At 58.9% G+C, this 26,192-nt stretch carries 25 protein-coding genes, 3 tRNA genes and 1 pseudogene; 19 read left to right on the forward strand and 10 right to left on the reverse strand.

Going from position 1 to position 26,192, the window contains the following annotated elements:
- Nucleotides 1–39 precede the first annotated feature (39 nt).
- Nucleotides 40–393, forward strand: coding sequence for a nuclear transport factor 2 family protein (locus tag KCG45_RS00190; RefSeq protein ID WP_218315152.1), 354 nt, complete (start codon nucleotides 40–42; stop codon nucleotides 391–393).
- A 30-nt stretch (nucleotides 394–423) separates the two neighbouring features.
- On the opposite strand, the gene KCG45_RS00195 is transcribed toward KCG45_RS00190, so the two are convergent.
- Entirely contained in the window at nucleotides 424–897 is a 474-nt protein-coding gene (locus KCG45_RS00195) for a DUF6456 domain-containing protein (protein WP_218315153.1), read from the reverse strand.
- A 106-nt stretch (nucleotides 898–1,003) separates the two neighbouring features.
- Here KCG45_RS00195 and KCG45_RS00200 point away from each other — a divergent pair, with 106 nt between their 5' ends.
- A complete protein-coding gene (locus KCG45_RS00200) occupies nucleotides 1,004–1,585 on the forward strand; it encodes a helix-turn-helix domain-containing protein (RefSeq protein ID WP_218315154.1) in 582 nt (193 codons plus the stop codon).
- 94 nt (nucleotides 1,586–1,679) lie between these two features.
- Entirely contained in the window at nucleotides 1,680–2,867 is a 1,188-nt protein-coding gene (locus tag KCG45_RS00205; protein WP_218315155.1) for a glycosyltransferase, read from the forward strand.
- A gap of 10 nt (nucleotides 2,868–2,877) precedes the next feature.
- Here KCG45_RS00205 and secF read toward each other — a convergent pair whose 3' ends face one another.
- Genes secF through yajC form a run of 3 tightly spaced genes read right to left on the reverse strand, consistent with a single transcriptional unit; the run spans nucleotide 2,878 to nucleotide 5,838 of the window.
- On the reverse strand, nucleotides 2,878–3,855 hold the full coding sequence (gene secF / locus KCG45_RS00210; protein WP_218315156.1) for a protein translocase subunit SecF: 978 nt from the start codon (nucleotides 3,853–3,855) through the stop codon (nucleotides 2,878–2,880).
- Nucleotides 3,856–3,868: 13 nt separating this feature from the next.
- Nucleotides 3,869–5,467 (reverse strand): protein translocase subunit SecD, encoded by a 1,599-nt coding sequence (gene secD, locus KCG45_RS00215; protein WP_218315157.1) that lies wholly within the window; start codon nucleotides 5,465–5,467, stop codon nucleotides 3,869–3,871.
- Between the two features lie 44 nt (nucleotides 5,468–5,511).
- The gene (yajC, locus tag KCG45_RS00220) at nucleotides 5,512–5,838 is read right to left on the reverse strand and encodes a preprotein translocase subunit YajC (RefSeq protein WP_218315158.1); all 327 of its coding nucleotides are present in this window, start codon (nucleotides 5,836–5,838) and stop codon (nucleotides 5,512–5,514) included.
- A gap of 240 nt (nucleotides 5,839–6,078) precedes the next feature.
- Here yajC and KCG45_RS00225 point away from each other — a divergent pair.
- The 9 genes from KCG45_RS00225 (at nucleotide 6,079) to KCG45_RS00265 (ending at nucleotide 15,260) form a co-directional block, all read left to right on the forward strand.
- Nucleotides 6,079–6,155: transfer RNA gene (locus KCG45_RS00225), tRNA-Pro, on the forward strand.
- A gap of 115 nt (nucleotides 6,156–6,270) precedes the next feature.
- Nucleotides 6,271–8,397 carry a TonB-dependent receptor plug domain-containing protein gene (locus tag KCG45_RS00230; protein WP_218315159.1) on the forward strand — a complete coding sequence of 709 codons (2,127 nt, stop codon included), beginning with the start codon at nucleotides 6,271–6,273 and terminating at the stop codon, nucleotides 8,395–8,397.
- 66 nt (nucleotides 8,398–8,463) lie between these two features.
- Nucleotides 8,464–9,354 (forward strand): HpcH/HpaI aldolase/citrate lyase family protein, encoded by an 891-nt coding sequence (locus tag KCG45_RS00235; protein WP_255547872.1) that lies wholly within the window; start codon nucleotides 8,464–8,466, stop codon nucleotides 9,352–9,354.
- 72 nt (nucleotides 9,355–9,426) lie between these two features.
- A complete protein-coding gene (locus KCG45_RS00240; protein ID WP_218315160.1) occupies nucleotides 9,427–9,840 on the forward strand; it encodes a holin family protein in 414 nt (137 codons plus the stop codon).
- A 102-nt stretch (nucleotides 9,841–9,942) separates the two neighbouring features.
- Complete coding sequence (locus KCG45_RS00245; RefSeq protein WP_218315161.1) at nucleotides 9,943–11,352, forward strand: amidohydrolase family protein; 1,410 nt, start codon at nucleotides 9,943–9,945, stop codon at nucleotides 11,350–11,352.
- Between the two features lie 39 nt (nucleotides 11,353–11,391).
- The gene (locus KCG45_RS00250; RefSeq protein ID WP_218315162.1) at nucleotides 11,392–11,832 is read left to right on the forward strand and encodes a type II 3-dehydroquinate dehydratase; all 441 of its coding nucleotides are present in this window, start codon (nucleotides 11,392–11,394) and stop codon (nucleotides 11,830–11,832) included.
- 132 nt (nucleotides 11,833–11,964) lie between these two features.
- Nucleotides 11,965–12,420, forward strand: coding sequence for an acetyl-CoA carboxylase biotin carboxyl carrier protein (accB, locus tag KCG45_RS00255; RefSeq protein ID WP_218316323.1), 456 nt, complete (start codon nucleotides 11,965–11,967; stop codon nucleotides 12,418–12,420).
- 6 nt (nucleotides 12,421–12,426) lie between these two features.
- Complete coding sequence (gene accC / locus KCG45_RS00260; RefSeq protein WP_218315163.1) at nucleotides 12,427–13,776, forward strand: acetyl-CoA carboxylase biotin carboxylase subunit; 1,350 nt, start codon at nucleotides 12,427–12,429, stop codon at nucleotides 13,774–13,776.
- 140 nt (nucleotides 13,777–13,916) lie between these two features.
- Nucleotides 13,917–15,260, forward strand: coding sequence for an NAD(P)/FAD-dependent oxidoreductase (locus KCG45_RS00265; RefSeq protein ID WP_218316324.1), 1,344 nt, complete (start codon nucleotides 13,917–13,919; stop codon nucleotides 15,258–15,260).
- A gap of 7 nt (nucleotides 15,261–15,267) precedes the next feature.
- Here the strand turns inward: KCG45_RS00265 and KCG45_RS00270 are convergent, their stop codons facing one another.
- Complete coding sequence (locus KCG45_RS00270; protein ID WP_218315164.1) at nucleotides 15,268–15,651, reverse strand: hypothetical protein; 384 nt, start codon at nucleotides 15,649–15,651, stop codon at nucleotides 15,268–15,270.
- Nucleotides 15,652–15,667: 16 nt separating this feature from the next.
- On the reverse strand, nucleotides 15,668–16,114 hold the full coding sequence (locus KCG45_RS00275) for a GFA family protein (protein ID WP_218315165.1): 447 nt from the start codon (nucleotides 16,112–16,114) through the stop codon (nucleotides 15,668–15,670).
- On the opposite strand from KCG45_RS00275, the gene KCG45_RS15645 reads away from it, so the two are divergent.
- Nucleotides 16,002–16,253: a hypothetical protein gene (locus tag KCG45_RS15645; RefSeq protein WP_439648912.1), complete on the forward strand. Its 252-nt coding sequence runs from the start codon at nucleotides 16,002–16,004 to the stop codon at nucleotides 16,251–16,253. The two genes, KCG45_RS00275 and KCG45_RS15645, sit on opposite strands and share 113 nt — an antisense overlap.
- Here KCG45_RS15645 and KCG45_RS00280 read toward each other — a convergent pair.
- Nucleotides 16,144–16,572 (reverse strand): annotated as a pseudogene (locus tag KCG45_RS00280) (Lrp/AsnC family transcriptional regulator); the annotation flags it as partial. The gene KCG45_RS15645 and the pseudogene KCG45_RS00280 overlap by 110 nt on opposite strands.
- Before the next feature lie 248 nt (nucleotides 16,573–16,820).
- Here KCG45_RS00280 and KCG45_RS00285 point away from each other — a divergent pair.
- From KCG45_RS00285 to KCG45_RS00295, 3 genes are all read left to right on the forward strand, one after another.
- Nucleotides 16,821–18,593 carry a sensor histidine kinase gene (locus tag KCG45_RS00285; RefSeq protein WP_218315167.1) on the forward strand — a complete coding sequence of 591 codons (1,773 nt, stop codon included), beginning with the start codon at nucleotides 16,821–16,823 and terminating at the stop codon, nucleotides 18,591–18,593.
- 151 nt (nucleotides 18,594–18,744) lie between these two features.
- Nucleotides 18,745–18,821, forward strand: a tRNA-Ile gene (locus tag KCG45_RS00290).
- A 36-nt stretch (nucleotides 18,822–18,857) separates the two neighbouring features.
- Nucleotides 18,858–18,934, forward strand: a tRNA-Pro gene (locus KCG45_RS00295).
- Nucleotides 18,935–18,960: 26 nt separating this feature from the next.
- Here KCG45_RS00295 and KCG45_RS00300 read toward each other — a convergent pair.
- From KCG45_RS00300 to KCG45_RS00310, 3 genes are all read right to left on the reverse strand, one after another.
- On the reverse strand, nucleotides 18,961–19,344 hold the full coding sequence (locus tag KCG45_RS00300; protein WP_255547873.1) for a DUF421 domain-containing protein: 384 nt from the start codon (nucleotides 19,342–19,344) through the stop codon (nucleotides 18,961–18,963).
- Between the two features lie 189 nt (nucleotides 19,345–19,533).
- Nucleotides 19,534–20,949 (reverse strand): M20/M25/M40 family metallo-hydrolase, encoded by a 1,416-nt coding sequence (locus KCG45_RS00305; RefSeq protein WP_218315169.1) that lies wholly within the window; start codon nucleotides 20,947–20,949, stop codon nucleotides 19,534–19,536.
- 48 nt (nucleotides 20,950–20,997) lie between these two features.
- A complete protein-coding gene (locus KCG45_RS00310) occupies nucleotides 20,998–22,212 on the reverse strand; it encodes a GGDEF domain-containing protein (RefSeq protein ID WP_218315170.1) in 1,215 nt (404 codons plus the stop codon).
- Nucleotides 22,213–22,398: 186 nt separating this feature from the next.
- Between KCG45_RS00310 and ettA the strand changes: the two genes are divergently transcribed.
- The 3 genes from ettA to KCG45_RS15560 all read left to right on the forward strand — a co-directional run bounded on the left by ettA (nucleotide 22,399) and on the right by KCG45_RS15560 (nucleotide 26,176).
- Nucleotides 22,399–24,078: an energy-dependent translational throttle protein EttA gene (gene ettA / locus KCG45_RS00315; RefSeq protein WP_218315171.1), complete on the forward strand. Its 1,680-nt coding sequence runs from the start codon at nucleotides 22,399–22,401 to the stop codon at nucleotides 24,076–24,078.
- Complete coding sequence (locus tag KCG45_RS00320; RefSeq protein WP_218315172.1) at nucleotides 24,075–24,800, forward strand: hypothetical protein; 726 nt, start codon at nucleotides 24,075–24,077, stop codon at nucleotides 24,798–24,800. Before ettA ends, KCG45_RS00320 begins: the two co-directional genes overlap by 4 nt.
- A gap of 173 nt (nucleotides 24,801–24,973) precedes the next feature.
- Complete coding sequence (locus KCG45_RS15560) at nucleotides 24,974–26,176, forward strand: GGDEF domain-containing protein (RefSeq protein ID WP_218315173.1); 1,203 nt, start codon at nucleotides 24,974–24,976, stop codon at nucleotides 26,174–26,176.
- Nucleotides 26,177–26,192: the final 16 nt, after the last annotated feature.

Here is a 26,192-nt window from a genome sequence, read left to right on the forward strand (position 1 = left end):
CGCGCCATCATCTCACCTCGCAAAGAAGGGAGATAAGCCATGTCGATCGAAAAACTTGCCAAGGATTTCACCCAAGCCGTCGCAGAGAACGATGCGCAGACCTATCAGTCCTACTGGTCGGATGAGATTGTCAGCCTCGAACCGCAGCAGGACAGTCCAATGGCCCGCGTCGAAGGGCGAGAGGCACTTTTGCAGAAGCACGCCTGGTGGGAAGCGAATGCTGAAGTTCACGACGCCAAAACCGAAGGCCCTTATGTCTTCGGGGATCAATTCGCCGTGAACTACGAGATGGACGTCACAATGGATGGCGAACGTTCACAGATGAAGGAAGTGGGGGTCTACACTGTCCGCGACGGCAAGATCGCAGAAGAGCGCTTTTTCTACGGAAGCTGATCCGGTCGAAGAATTCCTGTCCGGCGCGGATCACCCGATCCGGTAAAAATCGGCGACCCGTTCGAGCGCGAGCTTGAGCACCAATTTACCGCTTCGCGCGGGCCAGCCTAATGTCTTTTCAGCCTCCGGCAGCGCCTCCCCCGCGCACACCACGCGCCATAAGACATCTTCGAGGCCCTTTCCGGCCTCTGCCAACACCGCATCGAACCTCGCTTTCGCCGCGATCTGTCGTTCGGTCCCACTCAATCCTTGGTCACCGGTGGTTTTCGCCCGCACCGGATCCCACCGCATTGTAACGCCCTGTGAGAGCTGCGCACGCTCATAATCCCGCCGAAGTGCCTCACCAGCGTCGAACAGACGCGTCTCGAGATGTCCACGCGCATGCAGCCATGAAATCGGGCTCTCGCCAACATTAACGGTGACGGTCCGGCGCTTTCCCTGGGCCCCACCCGACCGCCTCGGACCTTCGCTCGTCAACTCTGTTTCCACCAATTTGCGCGGCATCGTGCATTCTCCATCACCGAAACGGTGAAAACTCTTGCAATGAGTGTAATGCTGTAGGAAACACAAATATTACCATATAGGTTCTCGAAAGGGAGGGGCGTAGCGAATGATCAACCGCATCAGAGATATTCGCAAAGCGAAGGGAATGACCCTCGCTGAACTGGCCGAGGCGTGTGATCCACCCACTACTGCACAGACAATAGGACGGCTCGAGACAGGCATGCGTAACCTGTCCATTAAGTGGATGGACCGCATCGGGGACGCATTGGGGGTCGATCCGGAGAACCTCGTGCGGTCGGACGGCAATCCCCAACCCCAAATCGTGGCGCGCCTTGCTGCCCAGGGTGCCGAAGCGCTGGACACACCGGCGGAAGCCGTATTGCCTTCCGATCTCGCAGTGCAATCTTCGGACCGTCCGCTGACCGTCCTCAGCGTGTCGGAAAGCATCGGGGAGTATCGCCCCGGGGACTTGCTCTGGCTGCGCCAATTACCACCGGATGAGGCAGCCGAGGCAATCAATCGCGATTGCTTGGTCCCGCGGCCCGGCGGACGCTTTGCGTTTGGAAGGCTGATCGACAGGCGGGGCACGCTAGTCGGGTTGCTCCCTCCCGGTGCGGGGCAGAAACAGCAGGTCGTGGACAATCCCCCATGGGTCGCTGTAGCAGTGATGCTGGTTCGACCGCTGTAAGATTGTCCCGTAACTTCGGTATGTTAACTGTGTTTATTGAAAGCATCTTACAAGATTTAGTCGGACGCTGAATGAATCGCGTTAGGAAGCTTTGGTGAAGCACGTCCTTGTCATCAGCACTCGTTATCCCAATGCGGTCAGCCCGCATGTTGGGATGTCTTCCGCGCGCTCGTTCGCGGCGCTGACGCGGCGCGAGGGCTGGCGGGTGACAGTCATCAACCCTATCAGCAGCACCCCGTCCATTGAATATCCTAGCAACCAGTTTTCAGGACTTCCGCAAATCTCGGTTCAAGAGGGGATCGAAGTTCACAGCCTGCAATTAGCTGGTGAGACCGGAACTGGGGTTACGCCGGAGCCGGCCGCCATCGCCAGATTGGCGGTGCCACTGGCTCGGCGCATCGACACTGCCCATCCGGTTGATATCGTTGATGCACAGTCGCTTTTTCCCGATGGACCCACCGCAGCGGCCATTGCGAAAGCTCTGGGCAGACCGCTTTCGATCAAGGCGCGAGGTCAGGATATCTATCATTGGGGCGCGAAAGACTACGCCTTGGAGCAGATACAAAAGGCCTCCGATCACGCGGATAGCATCCTTTCGGTGAGCAAGGCTCTGGCGCACGAAATCGTGGGACTCGGCCTACCCGCGGACAAGACCAAGGTGCACTACACAGGTCTTGACCGCGACCGGTTTCGTCCGCTGGATCATACGCAATTACGGAGCCAGCTATCGCAGGAACTCGATTTCGAGATCCCCGACAATGCCCCACTTTTGGTAAGTGTGGGCTCTCTGATCGAGCGAAAGGGGCAGCACCTGGTCATCGCTGCCCTACCCGACATTCCACGAGCGCGCCTGATACTGGCTGGCACAGGCGAAGATGAATTGGATCTGCGCCGCCTCGCCAGCGAAACGGGCGTCGCCCACCGCATCCATTTCGCCGGGTCACTCGATCACGACGTATTGCCGCTGGTCCTGTCGGCTGCAGACGTAATGGTGCTTCCGGCCGCGAATGGGGGATTTGCAAATGCATGGATCGAGTCGCTGGCGTGCGGCACGCCCGTGGTGACGAGCGAAGTCGGCGGAGCGCGCGAAGTCATTGCAAACGATGTTGCGGGCCGCCTGCTGCAAGAAAGAACACCGCAAGCCATCGCGAAATCAGTGAATGCGGTGCTGAACAGTCCGCCCAAGGCTATGGATGTAGCCGCGCTGGCAGAACGATTCAGCTGGGACATAAACGCAGCCGAGCTTGCTACGCACTATGACCGACTGATCGCGAACACCTAAAGCGCGGGTTTCAGACCTGACCGCGGGCCTTCTTTTCCTGCAAGTCGGCCTCGGTCTCTTTGGGCACGAAACTGTCCGACGTTACGCCCAGCCAGATCAACATTGGCGCAGCGAGATAAACACTCGAATATGTACCGATGAACAAGCCTGCCGTGATCGCGAGAACAAGGCCGAACAGACTGGCTGGGCCGAACAACAGAAGCGGCAGCAACGCAACCAAAAGGGTGAGCGACGTCATCACCGTTCGCGCCAAGGTCTCGTTCACAGAAAGGTCGAGCAATTCCGGGAGCGGCATCTTGCGATACTTTTTCAGGTTCTCACGGATCCGGTCGTACACAACGATAGTGTCGTTGAGCGAATAGCCGATAATCGCAAGAATAGCGGCAATGATCTGGAGCGAGAATTCCAGTTGAAAGATCGCAAATATGCCGAGCGTGACGGACACGTCATGGAACAAAGCGAACAGTGCGCCTGCGCCAAACTGCCATTCAAACCGGATCCAGATATACATCGCCACTCCGAGCATCGCGAGCGCAAGCGCGAGGACGGCGTCCTGCCGGAACTCACCCGCGACCTTGCCCGATACGGTTTCGTTGCCGTCGGTCCGAACGCCGGGATATTCCTCATTGATCATTGAAATGACCTGATTGCCGATCTCTGTCGCCGCGCCAGGCGTCTCCTCTACCGCTTCGGGTAAGGGCACGCGGATGGACACGACGTTGGGAGCGCCGAATTCCTGCACGACCGGGGTGCCGTAACCGAGCCCTCCCACAAGTTGGCGCAACTCGCCAACGGGCGCATCATCACGCTGTTCGAAAGTGAGGCGAACTTCTTGGCCTCCAGCGAAATCGACGCCGTAATTCAGGCCTTGGGTCAGCACTGCGGCCCAGCTCCCGACGATCAGCACGATGCTGAGGATGAAGAACGGGACGCGCAGCTTAAGGAACTTGATGTTCGTGTCAGCGGGTACGAGTTTGAGCAGTTTCATGGATCAGCCCTCCTCAAACGTTGATGTCACTAGGACGCTTGGCACGGAGCCAGCCCGAAACCCACATGCGGGTGAGCGTCAGTGCGGTGAAAACGGAGGTAAAAAGGCCGATGATGAGCACGACGGCGAAGCCGCGCACAGGCCCTGAGCCGAACAGGAAAAGCAACACACCGGCAATGAAGTTCGTTATGTTGGCATCGTAAATCGCGCGGCTGGCTTCCTTGTAACCGTTCTCGACCGCCGCGATGACGCGTCGACCCCGCTTGCGTTCTTCACGGATGCGCTCGTTGATGAGTACGTTCGCGTCGACCGCCGCGCCGATGGTCAGCACGAAACCGGCAATGCCCGGCAACGTCAGTGTGGTGTTGAGCCCCGCCATGATGCCGAGGAGGATCAGAACGTTGAAGAACAGCGCGATCGTCGCATAAATACCGAAGCGGCCATAGGTCGCGATCATCAGCGCAATAACCGCCAAACTACCTATGAGCATGGCGATAAGCCCGCGCTGAATGGAATCCTGGCCGAGCTCCGCGCTGACCGTGCGTTCTTCAATCACCGTGAGCGGCACCGGCAGCGCGCCCGAGCGCAGAGAAATCGCCAGGTTGTTCGCGCTTTCGGCGGTGAAGCTGCCTGATATCTGCGCTGATCCGCCGAGGATCGGCTCACGGAAGACAGGCGTGGAAAGCACTTCCCCGTCAAGGATGATGGCGAATTGTTTGCCTACATTGCGGGTCGAGAGCTGCGCGAATTTCTGGCCGCCCTGCTGGTCGAACTGGATATTCACGACGTCTTCATTGGTTTCGGGATCGATCCCCGATTGCGCGCCGGTGAGGCTGTCGCCGCGAATACCGCCCAATCGCTTCACGGCGACCGACTGCCCTTCGAAATCGCTGCCGACAGCGTAAGGGAATATCTGGCTGCCGGGGGGCGCAATACCGGCCTGGATATTCGTGATGAGTGCATTCTCATCGACCAGTTTGAATTCGAGCTGCGCGGTCTGACCGAGCAATGTCTTGAGCGCTTCGGGGTCTTCGAGACCGGGCACCTGTACCACGATCCGCGTATCGCCCTGACGAATGATTGTCGGTTCGCGTGTGCCCAGTTCGTCGATGCGGCGGCGAACGACTTCCGTCGCGCTTTCCATCGCATCATTCACGGCGTTCTCTATTCCGCCTTGCGTTGGGGTCAACACCATGCGCTGCGTATCGACCACCGAAAGGTCCCATTCTCGCACGAGGTTCTGGCCCTGCATCATCGGTTCGAGAATGCCGCGCGCACGGTCGATATCGGCTGCGCTGTCGAGCATGAAAGACAGTTCGCCATTTGCCGTCGATACGTCGCCGATGCGGATACGCGGTTCGGCATTGCGCATCGCGGCGCGTACGGCCTCTTCCATATTTTCCAGCCGCTGCGCCGCGACTTCGTCTGATTCCGCCTCAAGCAGGAGGTGCGATCCGCCAGCGAGGTCGAGCCCGAGATTGACTGTCGGCGAAGGCAGAGTTTCCGGCCATTCTCCGCCGGTCGCAGTGTACAGCGATGGGATCGCAGCCGCGACGGCCAAAAGGGTCACGACCCAAAGCCATATCTTCTTCCAGAGGGGAAAATCGAGCATTAGCGCTGTATCTCAATCGTATCGGGGGAAATGCTTGTCGGGGTTCAGTCGTTGGCTGCGCTGCCGCCCGGCGGGATGATATCGCCGATCGTGTGCTTGACGGCCTTGACCCGGACATCCTTTGCGAGGTCGATTTCGACATAGGTGTCGTCAACTTTGACGACCTTGCCGACAAGACCACCCTGCGTCACAACCTGATCGCCCTTCTTGAGCCCTGCGACTTTTTCCTGATGCTCCTTCGTCCGTTTCATCTGCGGGCGGATGATCAGGAACCAGAAGATCAGGATCATGCCGATGATCGGCAGCCAGTTGATCCAGGCTGGCGGCGCTTCACCGGCGGCTGCACCTGCTGCGGCGAGAATTTCAAACATGTGTCATTGAACCCAATAAATGATGGCAGAAATTAGCGTCTGGCTCGGAACGGCAGCATAAGCGACTGTCAGCATCCTTATCTTCGGCTACAGGTGGGCGCGCCTAGCAGCATTGCAAGCGCGTCGCAATCGACCCAATCATTCGCCTGAGCAGCTTTTCCGGAAATTCCGAAATCGGCGCGTAGCAATCGCGCTTGCAAGCCGACTTTCATCACCGTATAGGCCGCGCCTCCACTGGAACGGGACGTAGCGCAGCCTGGTAGCGCATCACACTGGGGGTGTGGGGGTCGCTGGTTCGAATCCAGTCGTCCCGACCAGTGGAACGTTCATCGAAAATTGCCGTTAAAATTCAAGCTTCGCGCTTGTTCCAGAATAATATTCGTTCATGGCGCGAGATGAAACGTGCGCAGAACAAAAGCAAAAATGCGGCCTATGGCAATGCACAATCTCCTGATCGCGGCCGCGACCGGTGCCCTGACCGCAATGCCCGCGCTCGCCGATACCACCAATGTCGTGGCGTCAAATGATAAGGGCGATACCGGCGTGCAGGAAGGTACGGCCGAAACGGGCTCAGCCCGCACCCGCCGCGTTTTTTCGCCCGAGGACTTCGAGCGTTTTGCGCCGCGCAGCGCGCTGGACATGGCGCAGCAAATACCAGGGTTTTCGATCCGCTCGGGCGGCAGCGACCGTGGCCTTGGCCAGGCGGACACCAATGTCATCATCAATGGCCAGCGCATCTCGGGCAAATCGAACGGCCCTGTCGAAGCACTCCAGCGGATTCCGGCCGAGGAGGTGGTTCGGCTCGAAATTGTCGACGGCGCGAGCCTCGATATTGGCGGCCTGACCGGTCAGGTTCTCAACGTCATAACCCGCTCGACCGGCGGGATTACCGGACAGTTCCGCTATTCGGCGGAATGGCGATCCTTCGGCGTTCCATTCCGTTGGGGTGATGGGCAAATCTCGCTTGCTGGCGGAGGCGAAAACACCGAGTGGACCCTAAGCTTTGAGAATGACGCGGGTCGGCGTGGGAACGAGGGCATCGAGCGCGTTTTCGATGCTGAAGGTGTTCTGATCGACACACGCGACGAACAGGCAAACTTTAACTCCGACCGACCAACGCTGTCGGGTTCCTATGCCCGCACGGCCGCCAACGGCAACATCCTCAACATCACCGGCAGCATAGGCGGAAATATCCGGCGCAACCGCGAGGTGTCCAAGCGCAGCGGACTCATCGATCCAGCCGACCGGCTGCGGATCTTCAGTTCACGCGAGGACGAATTCAACATCGAAGTCGGGGCGGACTATGCGTTTGCGCTCGCGGGCGGACGACTGAAACTTATTGGCTTCAACCGCTACGAAGACAGCCCAACCGAATCCGCGGTTGTGACCTCTTTCGCGGATGACGGCCCACTCGAAGGCTCAATTTTCAAGCGCGACGCCGATGAGGGCGAAACGATCGTTCGCGGGGAGTATACCTTCCGCGGCCTGGGCGGAGATGTGCAGATCGCAGTCGAAGGCGTGAGGAATTTTCTCGACATAGAGTCTTCACTCGAACAGCGCGACGACGCAGGCGAGTTGCAGCCCATCAGATTTCAAGGCGCCACCGCGCGGGTCGAGGAAGATCGAGCCGAGACCAGTATTACGTATAGCCGCGCCTTGGCCGACACTTTGCAGATGCAGCTCTCGCTCGGCGGCGAATACTCGCAGATCAGCCAGACGGGCGCAGCGGGCCTGACCCGGACATTCTACCGGCCAAAAGGCGCCGCTGCACTCGATTGGAAAGCGAACCCTACACTGAACCTCTCAGGCCGAGTCGAGCGCGTCGTCGGACAGCTCAATTTTTTTGATTTCATCGCCACCACCGATCTTGATCAGGACCGTGTCGATGTGACCAATGCCAACCTTGTTCCCCCGCAAAGCTGGCTGTTCGAAGTAGAGGCAACACAAGATTTGAGTGCGCTGGGCCTAGGCGCTCTGGGTTCGCTGAACCTGCGCGCATTTTATGAAGAGATCAGCGATATCGTGGACCAGATCCCGATCGCAGGCGGCGGCGAGGCGCCGGGTAATGTCGACGCAGCGACGCAAAGCGGGGTCGAGGCCGAGCTCACCCTACTGTTCGATCCGATCGGCGTGCCTGGGCTACGCTTGGATGCCGAGGTCGAATGGTCCGACAGTGAAGTACTCGACCCGTTGTTGGGTACGCCGCGACGCCTTTCCGATTTCGAGTTTATTGAAGTCGACGTCGATCTGAGAAAAGACTTCATCGGAACACCTTGGGCGGCAGGGGCATCATATAGCTTTGACGAGGACCGGCCGAGCGTGCGCTTGAGCGAGATTTCCAGAGGCGTTGCAACACGCGGCTTTGCGCGGGTCTTCATCGAGCACAAGGACATCTTCGGCATGACCGCGCGCTTCCGCGTCGGCAATTTGCTCGACCAGAAAGACAATTTTGATCGCACGATCTTTCTCGATAGGGTCGCGGGCCTGGTCGATTTTCGCGAAGAACGCCGCCGCCGCTTCGGCACGATCTATTCGTTCGATATCGAGGGGTCTTTCTGAGCGCGGTTCTGGCGGTTGCGCAGGTTACCTCCCCCGACTAATCGATCCACCCGAGAGGATGACCCGATGACCGACATTGACACTTCGCTTCCCCGAATGCGCTCTTGGCTGTTTGCGCCAGGCGACAGCGAGAAGAAAATGGCGAAGGCCATCGCGAGCGAAGCCGACATAGCGTTGCTCGATCTGGAGGACTCGGTCACTCCCGAGAACAAGGCTGCGGCGCGTATTGCCGTGGCCAGCGCCATCGCGGGCGCGGACGATCGCTCGCGCGTTTGGGTCCGCATAAACCCTCTTTCCGGCGAATGGACCGAAGGCGATCTCGATGCGGTGGTTCCGGCGGCTCCGGGTGGCATTTTCCTTCCCAAAGCGGAGGGCGGCCACGATGTAGAGCAGCTCGACGCCATGCTGACCGCGCGCGAGGTGGAGGCGGGAATGGAAGTCGGCGCCATCCGGATCGCCGCGCTCGTCACTGAAACCGCGGCGGCAATGTTCACGACCGGCACCTATGACGGAGCGCCGAGACTGGTCGCGATGAGCTGGGGCGCGGAAGACCTTTCGAGCGAACTCGGAGCGCGCGAACAACGCAGGCCGGACGGCGAATACACGCACGTTTACGAAATGGCGCGCAGCCTGTGCCTTTTGGGTGCGGTGAAAGCAGGCGTCGCTCCCATTGAAACGGTGCAACCCGAATTTCGCGACCTTGAGGCTCTCTCTGCAAGAGCAAAGAGCGTGCGCGCTCAGGGGTTCCGCGGCATGCTCGCCATTCATCCGGCACAGGTCGCTCCGATCAACGCGGCCTTCACACCGAGCGAAGAAGAAATCGAGCATGCGCGTTGCGTGATCCAGGCTTTTGCCGACAATCCGGGCGCAGGCACGGTGTCGATGGATGGCAACATGCTCGACCGCCCTCACCTCGTTCTGGCAAAGCGGCTGCTTGCGGAGGCCGGCGAAGCTTAGGGGATCAGGTTCTTTCCTACACGAACCCATATGGTTATTCGGCGTGCGATTCACACAGCTGGAGCGCAATGCATGGCCATACTCGAGACCCTGATCGGCCCACTCACCTCGATCATCGACAAGATCATCCCCGACAAGGAGGCAAGGGCCAAGGCAAAGATTGAACTGATCAAGCTTGAAGGCACGCAGGAGATGCGGATGATCGAGGCGCGCCTCCAAGCGATCGTCGCAGAGGCGCATTCGAAGGATCCGTGGACCAGCCGCGCCCGTCCCAGTTTCCTTTATGTGATGTACGCCTTGATCCTTTGGGCTTTACCGATGGGCATCCTCGCCGCCTTCAATCCCGAAGCGGCGCGCGACATCGCAGCCGGGATGAACGCCTATCTCGCAGGTCTGCCCGAACCGCTCTACGCGCTTTTCGGCACAGGTTATCTTGGCTACACAGCCGCGCGCCAATGGGGCAAAGTGAAAGGCGTGGACAGATAGGGCGCGTTGGCAAGTAACGGATGCGCGAGACAATCCTCTTTCTGTAGCCCGCCGAACATGCAATGTTTTGCCCCGATCAAGGCGCTCGGGGGAGAACTCGCAATGTTTCGCACTTTTGGAATCGCTTTGCTGGCGGTCCTGTCGCAGTTGATCGCATTCCCTGCACTCGCATCCGAAGACAATGTTTTCGCGACCAAGAAAGCACTGGTCGGGGGCACCCTCGTCGATGGCCTAGGCGGCGCGCCGATCTATGACAGCGTTGTTCTGGTGGACGGTAACACCATTGTCGATATCGGCACGGTCGACAGCCTTGCGGTTCCAGAAGGTTACGAAGTTATCTCGACCGAGGCGATGACGGTCATGCCCGGCCTGTGGGAAATGCATGCGCATCTAATGCTCAACGGGCACAGCGATTACGCGCACTGGGACAGGACCTATATCAATCGGCTGTCCAGCGAGATCATGCCCGCATCGGCCGTGCAACTCCTCCTCGCCGGAATTACGACTGCCCGCGATCTTGGCGCCCCGTTGGAAGATTCAGTTTCGATCAAACGCCGCATCACAGATGGTACGATTCCAGGGCCGCGCCTGTTCATCTCCGGACCTTTCATACAGGATCAGGCCTATCCCGGGACCGAGGCATTTCGCTGGGGAGTCGACAGCCCCTCAGACGGGCGCGCCAAAGTGAGACAACTGGCCGAGACCGGTGTCGATGTCATCAAGTTGATCGATCAAGACGTCATGAGCCGCGACGAGGTCAATGCGGTAGTCGAAGAGGCGCACCGGCTTGGCCTCAAAGTCGTCGGCCATTCGCACAAGCCGGACGAGATCCGCATCGGCCTTGAAGTGGGCATCGACAATTTCGAGCATACTGGTCTGACCACCGCTCCCGAATATCCCGCTGACATCATGCAGCTGCTCAAGGAACGCACTGCAAAAGGGCGCATCGCCGGTGGACCGCTCTACTGGACGCCCACCGTCGAAGGCCTTTGGAATTACGAAGAGTCACGCGATAACCCCGAGGACGCCGACAGCACCTGTTGGCACCGCGGCCTTCAGCCGGATACGATCGCAGATATCAAGGCCTCCATCCAGCACCCGAACCGCCTCGATTATTTTCAGCTGACACCTAAGCGCAAGCCGACCCTGAAACGAAAGTTTGCCCAGCTGCGCGAGGCTGGCGTCGTCCTGCTGATCGGCACCGACAGCGGCATTCCGCTAAAATTCCATTGTCAGTCCACCTGGAACGAGATCGATGTATGGACGCGGGTGATGGGCGTTCCGATCATGGAAACAATTCAGGCCGCAACCTACTGGCCATCAAAGATGATGGGTGTGGAGCAGCAATGGGGCACCCTTCAGCCCGGACGCTTTGCCGATATCATCGCGATCGAGGGCGATGCACTCAAATATCCAGCGCTGTTCCAGCGAGTTGATTTCGTCATGAAAGACGGCGTCGTCTACAAGCACGGCGGTGATCCCGTGGAAGAGAACCTGGAAGGTCGACCTTGAGGCTTTCGCGGTGCTGCAATCACCGCTACGCCGCTTCGCATGACTGACATCGTCTACGTCCTCAACGGACCGAACTTGAACCTGCTCGGCCTGCGTGAGCCCGAAATCTACGGATCGACCACCTTGGACGAAATCGCAGGAATACTCGAGGATCGCGCGCGGCAACTGGGTATGGCGATCGACACGCGCCAAACCAATCATGAAGGCATGCTGGTCGATTGGCTGCATGAGGCGCAGGCTGAGGGCGCAAGAGCGGTGCTTCTCAACGCGGGCGCCTATACCCACACCTCGATTGCATTGCTCGACGCGATCAAAGCGATAACGACGCCGGTGATCGAAGTGCATCTGTCCGACCCGAAACTTCGCGAAAACTTTCGGCACAAAAGTTATGTCGGCATGGCTGCAGCAAAGACAGTAGAAGGGTACGGAGCCGACTCCTATCGGATCGCGCTCGAGGCGGTCGCATCGGGAGAGGTCTAACCTGCCTATCAGATTGCGGGTTTTGCACCGATTGCCACTTGCCAGCCGCAATTGGCGTCAATACTCACACTCGAAACTACACAAGGGGTATGCATGGCTACGAGTAAGCCGGGTGCTGGAAAGAAATCCGGCATGAATATCGATGCAGCGCTGGTTCGTGAGCTCGCAGAGCTTTTGAACGAAACCGGGCTAACGGAGATCGAAGTCGAGGATGACGACCGCAAGATTCGCGTATCGCGCGGCGGCGCGGTTTCGGCGCCGATGATGGCTGCACCTGCCTCACCCGCTCCGGTGGCCGCGCCTGCCCCGGCTGCCGCGCCTGCATCGAGTGAACCGTCGGCTGGAGAAGACCACGCCGATGCTATGAAGTCGCCTATGGTCGGTACAGTCTACCTCGCCCCGGAACCGGGCGCAGACAACTTCGTGAAGGTCGGCGATAAAGTCGCCGAAGGCGATACCGTTCTGATCGTGGAGGCCATGAAGGTGATGAACCCGATTGTCGCGGATCGATCCGGTACGGTAAAGGCTATGCTGGTCGACAATGCGCAGCCGGTCGAATTCGACCAGCCGCTCGTCGTCATCGGTTAAGCTGCCATGAGCATTTCCCGCATCCTGATCGCCAATCGCGGCGAAATCGCGCTGCGCATCCACCGAGCAGCGCACGAAATGGGCATCGAAACGGTTGCGGTGCATTCTACCGCCGACGCCGATGCCATGCATGTACGTCTGGCGGATCACGCCGTATGCATCGGTCCGCCAGCTGCAACCGACAGCTACCTCAATCATGCAGCGATCATTTCCGCAGCCGAGGTGTCGGGTGCCGACGCCATCCATCCAGGGTATGGGTTCCTTTCGGAGAACGCAAAATTCGCCGAGATCGTCGAAGCGCACGACATTGCCTGGATTGGGCCAAAGCCTGAGCATATTCGCACCATGGGCGACAAGGTCGAAGCCAAGAGGACGGCGGGAGCACTGGGAATACCGCTGGTTCCCGGATCCGACGGTGCGGTGTCCGATCCTGACGAAGCGAAGAAGATTGCTGCCGAAATCGGCTATCCTGTTATCATCAAGGCCGCATCAGGCGGTGGCGGGCGCGGGATGAAAGTCTGCGAAAGCGAGGAAACGCTCGCCAGCCTGATGCAGGCCGCCGGTAACGAGGCGAAATCCGCCTTCGGCGATGCAACCGTTTACATCGAAAAATACCTCGGCAACCCGCGCCACATCGAATTCCAGGTCTTCGGCGATGGCAAGGGCAATGCGATCCATCTGGGCGAGCGCGATTGCTCGCTGCAACGCCGACACCAGAAAGTACTGGAAGAGGCTCCCTCCCCCATCATCTCGGACGAAGAGCGAGAGCGCATGGGCGAGGTCTGCTCGAAAGCAATGCGCGACATGGGATATCGCGGCGCGGGGACGATCGAGTTCCTGTGGGAGAATGGTGAGTTCTACTTCATCGAAATGAACACCCGGCTCCAGGTCGAGCACCCTGTGACCGAGGCGATCACTGGCGTCGATCTCGTGCGTGAGCAAATTCGCATCGCCGATGGCAAGCCGCTTTCCGTCTCGCAGGGCGAACTGGAATTTCGCGGCCATGCCATCGAATGCCGGATCAATGCCGAAGACCCTTTTACCTTCGCGCCATCGCCCGGCGAGGTGACCTATTACCATGCATCGGGCGGACTGCATGTTCGCGTAGATTCAGGCCTTTACGCCGGATATCGCATACCGCCTTATTACGATTCCATGATTGCGAAGCTGATCGTCTATGGCCGCACCCGCGAAGGCTGCATCATGCGTCTGCGGCGAGCGCTTGAGGAGATGGTTGTCGAAGGAGTGAAGACCAACATCCCGCTGCACCAAGAGCTGCTGCGCCAGAACGATGTCCTCCACGGCGACTACTCAATCAAGTGGCTGGAAGATTGGCTGGAAAAGCGCGAAGGGTAGTAACTCTTCACTTGCCTTTGGGCACAAAGCAGCGGTGTGGTAGTTGAAAGCGGATGAAACATGATCCCGCTCTCAGCGCCGAAGGTAACGAAATGGCGAGTGAAGCGCTCACGGTAGCGCCAAATGATATGTTGCCAGCCATGCACGGCGTAGACGACACTTTTCGAGACAATCGCGACCGCAAAACCCAGATTGTTGTCGTGGGCGGGGGTGCCGGAGGCCTAGAGCTCGTACGTAAACTCGGCGCAAAGTTCGGGCGCAAACACCATGACATCATCCTCGTTGACAAGAACCTCAGCCACATCTGGAAGCCACTGCTGCACGAAGTCGCGGCAGGTTCGCTCGATGCCAATCTCGACGAAGTTGGCTATCGCGGACACTGCTATCGCTGGGGCTATCGGTTTTTCCAAGGCAGCCTGGATGGCATAGACCGCGAAACGCGCACGATCAGCCTCGCCCCAATGTACGATGAGGAAGGCAAAGAGGTCATCGCAGGCCACACCATCCGGTACGACTATCTTGTGGTTGCCGTAGGCTCGGTATCGAACGATTTCGGCGTGCCCGGCGTGAAAGAGCATTGCATTTACCTTGATTCGAGGGATCAGGCCGACAGGTTTCGCACACGGCTGCTCAACCACTGCCTCCGCGTTAGCCGCGCGATGATGGCCAATCCGGATGCGAACGAGCAGGTCAAGATCGCGATTGTGGGCGCAGGCGCGACAGGCGTCGAGCTGGCTGCGGAACTCTACAACGCGGCTGGCGCGCTGCGCCACTACGGGCTCGAAGTGTTCGACGAGAGCCGGCTGAATGTCACACTCCTGGAAGCTGGTGGGCGCATTCTCCCCGCCCTGCCTGAGCGCCTTTCCGATGCGGCACGGCACGAACTCACAGAGCTTGGCGTGACAGTGAAAGTTGACACCCAAGTCATTGAGGCCCGCCCCCGCACCCTCCTGACCAGCTCGGGCGATCATATCGATGCCGACCTGATCGTATGGGCCGCAGGTGTGAAAGGCGCAGAATTCCTCAGCGAGCTCGGCCTCGAGACGAATCCGCGCAACCAGATCAAGGTGCGCGAGACGATGCAGACCATCACCGATGATCGCATTTTCGCACTCGGCGACTGTGCATCTTATATCCCTGAAGGAGCAGAGGCCCCTATCCCGCCGCGCGCGCAGGCGGCGCACCAGATGGCGAACACTGTTTTCGACAACATCGTTCGATCACTGAAAGGCAAGGCGCTCAAGACCTTCTCCTATCAGGACAAGGGTTCGCTGATCTCGCTAAGCCGCTTTTCAACGGTTGGCAGCCTGATGGGCAATCTCGTCGGCGGCAGCTTGGCGGTCGAAGGCCGCATGGCGCGCTTTATCTACACCTCGCTGTACCGCCTGCATTTGCTCGGTATCCACGGCTGGGTAAAAGGGCTGTTTCTCATGTTGATCGGCCGCGTGAATCGGATCGTACGGCCCAAGCTCAAGTTGCATTGAGCCGCAACTAAAAGTCGATCTTTACCCGCATTTCGCCGCCGTTTGCGCTGAAACCGCCAACGCCAGTCTGAGCGCCGTTCAATTCGACGCTTGCATTATCCGACAGCTGCCAGCTCGCGCGCGGCACGGCGCTGCCTTGAATGAGCTCGTCGGCGCTGGGTCCGTATTCCGTGCCGAGCCTAGGTGACAAAACGGTTTCACCGCACACCACGATTTCGGGATTGAAAGGATCGGGTTCCGGCTCCTCTTCAGTGCATTGTGTGGGCGGAGGGGAGAGCGGCATAAGATCGATCAGAACAGAACCGTCGGCGCGCTCTCCCGTCGGCAGGTGAGGCGCGACCGCCTCGGTTTGTTCGGATGGCTGCGCGATTGAGGGGGGTTGGTCGATCAATATCAAGCCTCCCACCTCAATCGAAGCTGAAACCTGCAGCCTTCGCCTCGGCCATTATTTCCTCGCCCGTTTTCATCGGGCTCTTTTGCGCAAGGTCGTACCAATCCGGTTTTTCATCGACGAAAATCTGATGCTTGATGCCCAGCCCCGCTGGCAAGTCGAACATTCCGGCGAGGAACGTTCGATTTCCTGTCGGCAGGAACCGGTACCACAGGTTGGATCCACACTTGCTGCAGAAAGCGCGCTCGGCCCAGTCGCTGGATTTGTAGACAGAGACGAGTTCCTCGCCATCGACAGAAGTACCATCTGCCTCGATTCCGGCATACATGGACCCGCCCCAGCGCTGGCACATCGCGCAATGGCAGACATCGACCTCGCTGTGTGCGTCGGTAAGAGTGATCGTCACGCCGCCGCAGAGGCAACCACCGCTGAGCGGTTGGGAAAGACGCTTCGGATCGCTCACAGCGGAACGCCTGGCACTTGCTTGGACGTACGAATCGTCAGCGAGGTTTTCACACTTTCGACATTGGGCGCCGGCGTCAGCTTCCCGGTCAGGAATTCCTGAAAACTTTGAAGGTCCTGACTCACGATCTTTAGAATGAAGTCGATCTCGCCATTGAGCATATGGCACTCCCGCACCTCGGGCAGGTCCGCCATGTGGTCCTCGAACTCACGCAGAGCGCTCTCAGCCTGGCTTTTTAGGCTGACCATCGCGAATACGGTAATTGCGAAACCCAGTTTCGAAGGGTCGAGATCGGCGTGATAACCTCGGATGACGCCGTCTTCCTCAAGTCCGCGGACGCGGCGAAGGCACGGCGGCGCGGTCAATCCGACGCGCTGCGCAAGTTCGACGTTGGTAACTCGCCCTTCGGCCTGCAATTCCGCCAGGAGGCGCTTGTCGATCTCGTCTAGATTGGCCATTGGTGGGCAACTCCCCAAAGCATAGAGGCGGCGATCGCTCGCTCGCTGTTTGGAATTTAACCCCAAAGCGTAAGAACATGCCTGCAAGGATGCGCACAACGCTAATATTATTAGGTTTGCCAGCAATTGTCCCGCTTTGCAACGCACAGTCACTGTTCACCTGTAACATATGCCGCATGGTGTAAGGCCGACGATGGAATCGGTGCGCCCGAAGCATGGTGCGCGCCTCGATAATAGCTGGAGCCTCGATGTTCTTTGACGACCGCCTTGCGACAGTGCTGCGCCAACGCGCCGCGAGCGAGGCAGGTGCGCGTACGCAATTCAGGCAATTGCTGGACATATTGGGCAATCGCAAATTTGCCCGGCAGGATAATCGAAGCCAGAGCCTTGTCGCTGCGGCGTGGCTCCGGATGGACAAGCTCGCCGAGGAGATCCCTGCAGAGCATCGTGCAGGCATGATCCGGGAAGCCGGCTGGAGATTCCGTAGCGCCGACCTTGCCGCGCATCTTGCCGAACACGAACCCGATGTGGCTTCCGCCGCGCTCAATCGTGCGCAGCTGTCATCCGATGACTGGACGGCTCTCATCCCGAGGCTGCCTGTGCGTGCGAGGGGCTTTTTGAGGCTACGCCGCGATCTTCCGGTGGATGCCGAACAGCTTCTCGATAGGCTGGGAGTTTACGATCGAGGTCTGCCCCGCCCCGCTCAGCAAGCGGCGGACGATCCAACCGACCGCGAACCGCAAACAGATCAGGTAGCCCCGCCCGCAATGGAGGAGGCGACCGATCCTCGGCAAGAGCCTGTCGTTGAAAACGAACCGCCGCCGTTTCGCCTCGCCGATCCAGCCGAGTCTGGCCGCAGCGAAATCTCCGCGCTGGTCGAACGGATCGCCCAATTCCGCCGAACTCGAGATTCCGCACCGACCGACACCGACCGCTCGCCGCGCTTGCCGCTGGGTGAGGTCGCACAGACACGCGAACGGATTATCAGAGGATTCGGTTTTTCGGCAGATGTCGCAGGCCGGATCGATTGGGCCGAAAGCGAAATCGCGTCGATGATCATCGGCACACGGCTCATTCGCCCGCAAACTCTCGGCGGGAATGAGGACGAAACAGCGCTTGAGCGAGCATTTGCCAGACGTCAGCCGATCACGACCGCGAAGTTTTCGCTGCAGGGTGCGGAAGCTATTGCGGGTGAATGGATCGTCGATGCGCAGCCATCCTTCACCGAGGAAGGCAATTTTTCGGGCTATCTCGGGCGGTTTCGCCGGCTTGGCGGAGCGGGAGACAAACACCTGTCTCCTGCCGCGCAGGAGGCCGACAGGATTCGTCAATTGCTGCATGAACTCAGAACCCCCGTCACAGCGGTTCAAGGTTATGCCGAAGTGATCCAGCAGCAATTGTTTGGCCCGGCTCCGCATGAATATCGAGCGCTAGCCGCAGCCATAGCGGCCGATGCGGCAAGGATACTAGCCGGGTTCGAAGAACTTGACAGGCTGGCAAAGCTCGAAACAGGCGCGATCGAAATCGAAGAGGGTGTGATCGATCTTTCCGCGATCGTCGCACGCATCACGAACCAGATCGGACAGGTTCTCAGGGCGCGAATGGCGGGTATCGATTTCGATGCTGATGCGGCTGGGGCTGTGCTGGTCGGACTTGACCCGGATGATTGCGAGGGTTTGATCTGGCGATTGCTCGCTACGATCGGCGGGCTATGCGCATCAGGCGAGATGCTGTTCGCCACGATCGAAACGGACGATGGTCTTGCGCAGCTATCCTGCGGACTGCCGGCGAACCTGATCGCCGAAGAGGACGTGTTCGCAGCAGAAGCAAAGCCGGTCGACACGGCCATCAACGCGGGACTGTTCGGAGCGGGCTTCGCCTTGCGTCTTGCAAGGGCCGAGGCTCGAAGCGCGGGAGGAAATCTGACCGTTGACGACGAGCTCGTTACTCTGACGCTTCCCCTGTCCTCCAGCTTCGAAGATCAATCGGACGAAGCGGAAAACCAAAGATCGGCCAGATGAGAGGCCTGCGCGGGTTCATGCCGTTTGATCGGTAAAACCCGCAAAATTTGGGGGCTTGGATGGAAATCCGTCATTTAGGGCACGCTTCGTGCTTGTGAATCGCAAAACACCGCTGTAGGGGCCGTGCTCGTTCGCACCGCGATACCTACGTGGGCCTGTAGCTCAGTTGGTTAGAGCTGGCCGCTCATAACGGCTAGGTCGCGGGTTCGAGTCCTGCCGGGCCCACCATATCGCCACGGCGGTGTGGGCGAGTGAGATGAATGTCGGGGAGTGGCGCAGCCAGGTAGCGCACCTGTTTTGGGTACAGGGGGTCGGAGGTTCGAATCCTCTCTCCCCGACCATCATCTCGAAATGCCCGGAACGAACCCTAACCGGGATCGGACCTCACGTTTTCAATCAGCCGTTCGTCCAGTTTTTCGCCGTGAAGCACGGACACGTCGCCGGTTGTTTCGAGCACGACCGCTCGCACTTCGCTGAAATCCAGTACATTGGCCTCGCGGAGTTTTGCGATGAGGTCGCTCTCCGCAACGCGCGATTTTGACATGGCGTCATGCAGAATCTCACCATCGCGCATCAGCATCAGCGGTTCGTTCTGCGCGATCCGCTCGAATGTGTCCGACGCCTTGCGCAATCTCGCCGAAATGACCTGCGCGATGATCAGGCCTACCATCGCAAGCATCGGCTGAAGAAAGCCGGACCAATCGCTCGCTTGCGCCGCGCCTGCCAGCAGGCTGCCGAGCGCGATGGTCATGACAAAATCAAAGTTCGTCATCTTGGACAGGGACCGCAGCCCGTTCATCCTGATCAGCGCGGTCATCCAAATCAGCGCGACGGCGCCGAGGATGAAGCTGCGGGCAATGAGATCGATTTCGGTCTGCGAAGTAAAGATGGACGTTCTCCTATTGCCTTAGAGAACGATTGCCGGCGAAAACGGGTCCGATTAGTTTTCCATAGTAGCGGGTGCTGTCGGGATCATTCCCCCCGTCTGGATTGAGCGTTCCTCATTCGCAAGGATACCCACGACCTGGGTCCACACCGCGACGTTCTGCTGCAATTGCGCAGGGTCGACCTTGTCGAGCGTGTCATCGGGCGTGTGGTGCAGATCGAAATAACGAGTGCCGTCCTGCTGCAGATCGATGATCGCGCCGCCCTGGTCGCGCACTATGTTCAGGTCCGCCCCGCCGGATGCCTCGATGGTCGAATTGGCCACTCCGAATCGCGCAACCGAGTTGGCGATCCTCTGGTGCAGGTCAGGATTGGTTTCCCGGAAATTGCTCTCAAAGCGCCAGATGCGATCGGCGCCGAAATCGCTTTCGATACCTACGCCGATCGGTTCATCGATATGCGCCTCGCTATACGCTGTTGAGCCAATAAGGCCGACTTCTTCCGCTCCCGCGAAAAGAACACGGATAGTCCTCAAAGGCTGTCCCGAAGCTGCTACGTGGCTGGCCGCTGCGGCGATAATGCCGCAGCCTGCGCCATCATCAAACGCTCCCGGAGCGTTCCACCAACTGTCGATATGGCAAGCCAACAGTACCGGTGGCAAATCGGGATTGCGGCCCACGATTTCGCCGACGACATTGCCGCTTAGGGTCGTGCCCAAGTTGCGCGGGTTCATCTCCAGTCGAAGGGTGATCGGCCTGTCCCCCTTCCGGTCGAACATACGTTCGAGATTGGCGGCATCGGGCAGGCTGATTGCGCCAGCCGGGATCGGAGTGGCGGAATCGCCCCAGCGTGTCGTTCCGGTATGCGGGTTGCGGTGATAATCCGTGCCGACCGACTTGATCACGATCGCCGCTGCGTCCTTGTTCGCTGCAACGGTTGGCCCGGCAAAACGAGCGAGGCCGAATTGGCCATAATGCGACCCATCCATCGACACGCGCATGTCATGGCTGAGATAGACGATTTTTCCCGTCAGACTTCCATCGGGCACAGCCAGCAATTCGTCGAAGCTTTCGAATTCGACCAGTTCCGCCTCGATCCCGCCGATCGGCGTCGCGGCGCTATTGCCCAACGGGAGGACCGCGAGATCCTGCGCAAAGGGAGCGGTCACGCGTGCCTTCGCAATGTCGCCCGGCACCCACGTTTCCATCTCGAACGGCTCGTCTGCCACATTAAAGAAGCCGTGTTCCGCGAGCCAGGCCCGCGTCCACAGGCGTGCGCGCTTCTCCGCTTCCGTCCCGGCCTGGCGCGGGCCGACCTCGGTCGTAATACCTTCGACGAAATCCCAAGCGAGCGTATCAGCTTCAAGCGCGCGGTCCGCCGCTTCTTCGATACTGGCGGGTCCCGCCTGATCCTCGGCAGTCACAGTGTTGGAAAGCGCAAGAGCGGTGAGCGAGATCAGGGTCCATTTCATGCAAACGCTGCTATCGGCACTCGCGAAATCTGTCCAGTAACGCGAAGCCTACGCAGTCGCAGACCGCGGCAATTCACGGCGAAATGTACCCGTCCACGCACCCTGGTTGAGGCGCGGTTCATCCGACCCCACGACAACTTTGTCGCGGCCGGACTCTTTTGCGCGGTAAAGCGCCGCATCCGCGCGCGCGAACAACCGGCTATAGGCCTCTCCTTCTTTCGCAGCCACGACGCCGAAGCTAGCGGTCAGGCGCATGTCCTCTCCCATGCCCGGAAGCACTGTCCGTGCGAAGCTGGAACGGATCCTTTCGGCAAGGCGCTGTGCTGCGGATTCCTCACAATCCCAGACTGCGATGCAAAACTCTTCTCCCCCAATCCGGGCAGTGACGTCGCATCCACGCACCATTCGCCCGATCAGGTTCGCAAACTCGCGGATCGCCGCGTCTCCAGCCTGATGGCCCCAGATGTCATTCACCTGCTTGAAATGATCGATATCGGCCACCACCAGGCTGAGCGCTCGGCCCTGTGATTGCGCTTGCGGAAGAAGGGTACGCATCGCGTCCTCAAACGCGCCGCGATTCCTCAAGCCGGTAAGGTCGTCTCGTTCGCCCGTTTCGCGCAGGCTGGTCGTCCATTCGGCCACGCTTGCCCCTATCAGCAGGATGGCAGTGGCGACAGATTTCACGCCTAGCACAAGGCCGATGAGCGAATAATAGATCGAATCGCGATACGCCGCCGCCGCGATCGACTGTTCGAACATCAATGTCATGTTCGGTCTGACAAGAAAATCAGCCGCTTGAACCGCCATCACCGCGATGATCGCGGTGTCGATCATGGTCTTGCGCCGCGCGGAAAGCAGGGTCGTGACCGCCATCGCAAACATCACCCCATAGCCGGTATTAACGATGATGAGGCGCGCTCCGACCTCATTGGACACGCTCACCGCAACCGTGAGAGCGGCCGCGCTGATCAGGTAGACTGCGGCAAAGCTGCCTAAGTGGACACGTTGTCCTACGCGATCACACAGCGATGCAAGAAACACAGCGGCACCGAGCGAGTAAAACGCCTGCGTCGTGTGGAACAGATAGACCGCATCCGGCGGTAGGAGGTGGGTCGAGAGAAATCCCGCAGCAAACAGCAGATAGGAGATTGCGAACCCGAGCACGTGGCGTTTCAATCGGCCAAAGCGCCAAAGCGCAGCGAAAGTCGCTGCAAAAACCAGCGCCATCAGCGGCGTAAGCAGTCCAAGAATTTGTGTTTGCATCGACCCCTCGCGTCCCGAGCGTCAGGGGTTAGGAGAATAAGGTTAAGGCGTTCTTTCCAAATGACCGGCCTAGCAATGTTTGTTGCTCTTCCAATGGGAGCCAAACCCGCCTTGCCTCTGCGCCGGTCCGGCCCTATCTGGCTGTCGAAGAATTCAAACAATTCGACCCATGAAGGACGACCCGCAATGGCCGCGCAATACGCCTATGTCATGAAGAACATGACCAAGACTTTCCCCGGCGCTCAAAAACCGGTGCTGAGCAACATCAACCTGCAGTTCTACCAAGGCGCAAAGATTGGGATCGTCGGCCCTAACGGCGCAGGCAAATCGACGCTGATGAAGATTATGGCGGGGATCGATACAGACATCACTGGCGAGGCTTGGCCGGGCGAGAATATCACGGTCGGCTACCTTCCGCAGGAACCGCAGCTCGATGAAAGCAAAACCGTGCTTGAAAACGTGCGTGAAGGCGCAGGCGAGACCGCTGAAATGGTCGAGCGCTTCAATGCGATCTCTGCAGAGATGGGCGATCCGGGAGACGAAACCGATTTCGACGCCCTGATGGAAGAGATGGGCGTGCTGCAGGAAAAGATCGACGCGGTCGACGGCTGGACGCTCGACAATCAGCTCGAAATCGCGATGGAGGCGCTACGCTGCCCGCCCTCAGATGCACCGGTTACCAATCTTTCAGGCGGTGAGAAACGCCGCGTCGCCCTCACCCGCCTGCTGATCCAGAAGCCATCGATCCTGCTGCTGGACGAGCCGACAAACCATTTGGACGCGGAATCCGTGGAATGGCTCGAAAACCATCTCAAGGAGTATGCTGGCGCCGTGCTGATGATCACCCACGATCGCTACTTCCTTGATAACGTGGTGGAATGGATCCTCGAGCTCGATCGTGGCTCCTACTACCCGTATGAAGGCAATTATTCGACCTATCTCGAAAAGAAAGCCAAGCGGCTGGAACAGGAAAGCCGCGAGGAATCCGGTCGTCAAAAGGCGCTCAGCCGCGAACTCGAATGGATCAAGCAGACCCCTGCCGCACGCCAGACCAAGTCGAAGGCGCGGATCCGCAAGTTCGAACAGCTTCAGGATGCGCAAAACGATCGCAAGCCGGGCAAGGCGCAGATCGTCATTCAGGTGCCCGAGCGGCTCGGTAGCAAGGTGATCGAGGCGAATAACATCTCGAAAGCGTTTGGCGACAAGCTGTTGTTCGAAAATCTCTCCTTCAAACTGCCGCCCGGCGGCATTGTCGGCGTGATCGGACCAAACGGCGCGGGTAAATCCACCCTGTTCAAGATGATCACCGGTCAGGAAACGCCCGACACTGGCAGCATCGAAATCGGTGACACCGTACACCTCGGTTACGTCGATCAGTCGCGCGATGACCTGACGCCGACCAACAATGTCTGGGAGGAAATCTCCGACGGACTCGATTACATGCAGGTCAACGGCCACGACACCTCGACGCGTGCCTATGTGGGCGCGTTCAACTTCAAGGGCGCTGACCAGCAGAAGAATGTTGGCAAGCTGTCGGGCGGTGAACGCAACCGCGTGCATATGGCGAAGATGCTCAAACAGGGCGGCAACGTGTTGCTCCTGGACGAGCCAACCAACGATCTCGACGTCGAGACGCTGGGCGCGCTTGAAGAAGCGATCGAGAACTTCGCTGGATGCGCCGTGGTAATCTCGCACGACCGCTTCTTCCTCGACCGCCTTGCAACGCACATCCTTGCGTTCGAGGGCAATTCACACGTCGAGTGGTTCGAGGGCAACTTCGAGGCCTATGAAGAGGACAAGCGGCGCCGGTTGGGCGATGCAGCGGATCGGCCCACTCGGTTGGCTTACAAGAAGCTGACGCGTTGAGCGCAGGCAAGAATCCAAACGAAGACGCCCTACAAACCGTGCCTGAGCGCACGCCCCTTTTTTCGTGGGGTGCCGTGGCCACTTCCGCCTATCTCTTTGGCATAGGGATTCTGGCACTGAATTTTGACAAAAGTCTGCTTGACCTTGATCCAAATGAACTTGGAGATTTTCTGGCCGGCGCCTTTAGTCCGCTGGCCTTTCTTTGGCTGGTCCTCGGGTTCGTGCAGCAGGGTCAAGAACTGCGAATCCAAGCAGTGGAGCTCAACAACTCCGTCGAACAATCACGTCAATTGGTTCAAGTGACACGCGATCAGTTAGAATTGGACAGAGAGACTGCCCGAGAAGCAGGTGCGAGGGCTAGCTTGGAGCTTTCTCCGAAGCTGAGGGTTCTTCCCCAAGGGAATAGCAGTTCTGCCGGGAATCGCACCTTCCATTATCTCATCACCAATGTTGGAGGAGATGGGATTGATTTGGAGTGCGATCTTGTCTGGGATGATGGGTCACAAACTCAGTGGTTCAAGAAGGCACGTTTCGCGAAGGGTGACGAGATCCGGCCAAGTTTCGGCACTCCTTCTCGAGAAGAACGCAGAGGAAAAATTGAGTTTCGCTTCAAAAATCTAGTAGGAGTCGAATCGATTTTGACCTCGCTGGTATGGTTTGATGGTATGCAAATCGAGGTTGACGAAGTGCCTTCACCCATCGCGCCAGAAATCGTTGAATAGCTTCCAGGAAGTATCTCCCGCAACCCACCTCATTATCCACGGCAACGTCAAGGCGCAGTCCGGGAGCGCAACCCACCGCCATTTCCAACCAGCGCCGATTAAGCCCTCGTCCTAAGCACTCCGTTAACCAAAGCCGTCTAGATAGCTCACTGGCCAAAGGACGGTAAGGACGCGTGCAGCAACTCATACTCGGATTGATCAACCCGCTTGTTGCGGTGATTTTCTCGGTCACATTTCTTCTGATGTGGCTGCGCGATCGCACGCGCCGCGACTTGGCGGCGTTCGTTGTTTCGTATGCCATGCTGGGTATCGGGTTCATTATTTCGCACCTTGCCCATCTGCAGAATCTGCCTTCGGTTGTGCCGATCACCCATGTGCCTTTCTCGATCGGAACGATTGCACTTGTCGCGGGACTTTGCATGCGGAGCCGCTTTTCCACGCCTTGGGGCGGGCTTATCGGCGTCTTCGCCGCGAGCGGACTGTTGCTCGTGGTCAGTCAATCGGCAGCAGCGAGCGTAGTCGTCAGTCTGTACATCACAAACACTGCTCATGGCGTGATGATCGTCATGGGCGCGCAGATCATGGCGCGCAGGCCGCGCGAGACAGTGTCCGACAAGGTTGTATTCGCAATGGTCATACTCGCGGCGGCGCAGTTCTTTGTACGCCCGGCCTTCTCTTTCATCTTCGAAACCGGAATCACCGAAGTAGCCTTTCGCGAAACGATCTATTATTCTGTGCTCAACGCAACCATCGCGCTCGGCTCGCTGATTCTCGCCCTGACGCTGATCGCGGCCAGCATCCAAGACCAGTTCCGCAACCAGCGTACCGAAATGGAGATCGATCCGCTCTCCGGACTCCTGTCGCGGCAATCGTTCGAAACCAAAGTCGAGGAAGTGCTCGCCGCCGGACTGGTTGAAGACACTCGGGCCGCGCTGATCATCGCCGATATCGACCACTTCAAGAATGTGAACGACATCTGGGGTCACCAGACCGGCGACCGTGCCATTGCGCAATTCGGCGCGTTGATCGCGCGGGAGATCCGCTATTACGACCTTGCAGGGCGCATCGGCGGCGAGGAATTCTGCATTCTGATCCGCAACGCCGACACGGAAGCCGCGCTTGGCCTTGCCGAGCGCCTCCGTTTGAAACTGTCCGCCACGCAGATAGAGGGAATGAGCGAAAATGTGCGCCTCACCGCGAGCTTCGGCGCGACTGAACGGCTTCGCGCGGAAAGCTACAAATCGATGTTCACCCGTGCAGACAAGGCGCTCTACCAAGCGAAGGACACCGGCCGCAACCGCGTGATTCTATCGGACGACGAGCAGGCCACGGGTCCGGACAAACCAACGAAGGGTGCTCAGCAGGCTGCCGCCTAGACCCATCGCCGCTGCG

It is taken from the genome of Erythrobacter ani, assembly GCF_019204025.1.
GTDB classification, from domain to species: domain Bacteria; phylum Pseudomonadota; class Alphaproteobacteria; order Sphingomonadales; family Sphingomonadaceae; genus Erythrobacter; species Erythrobacter ani.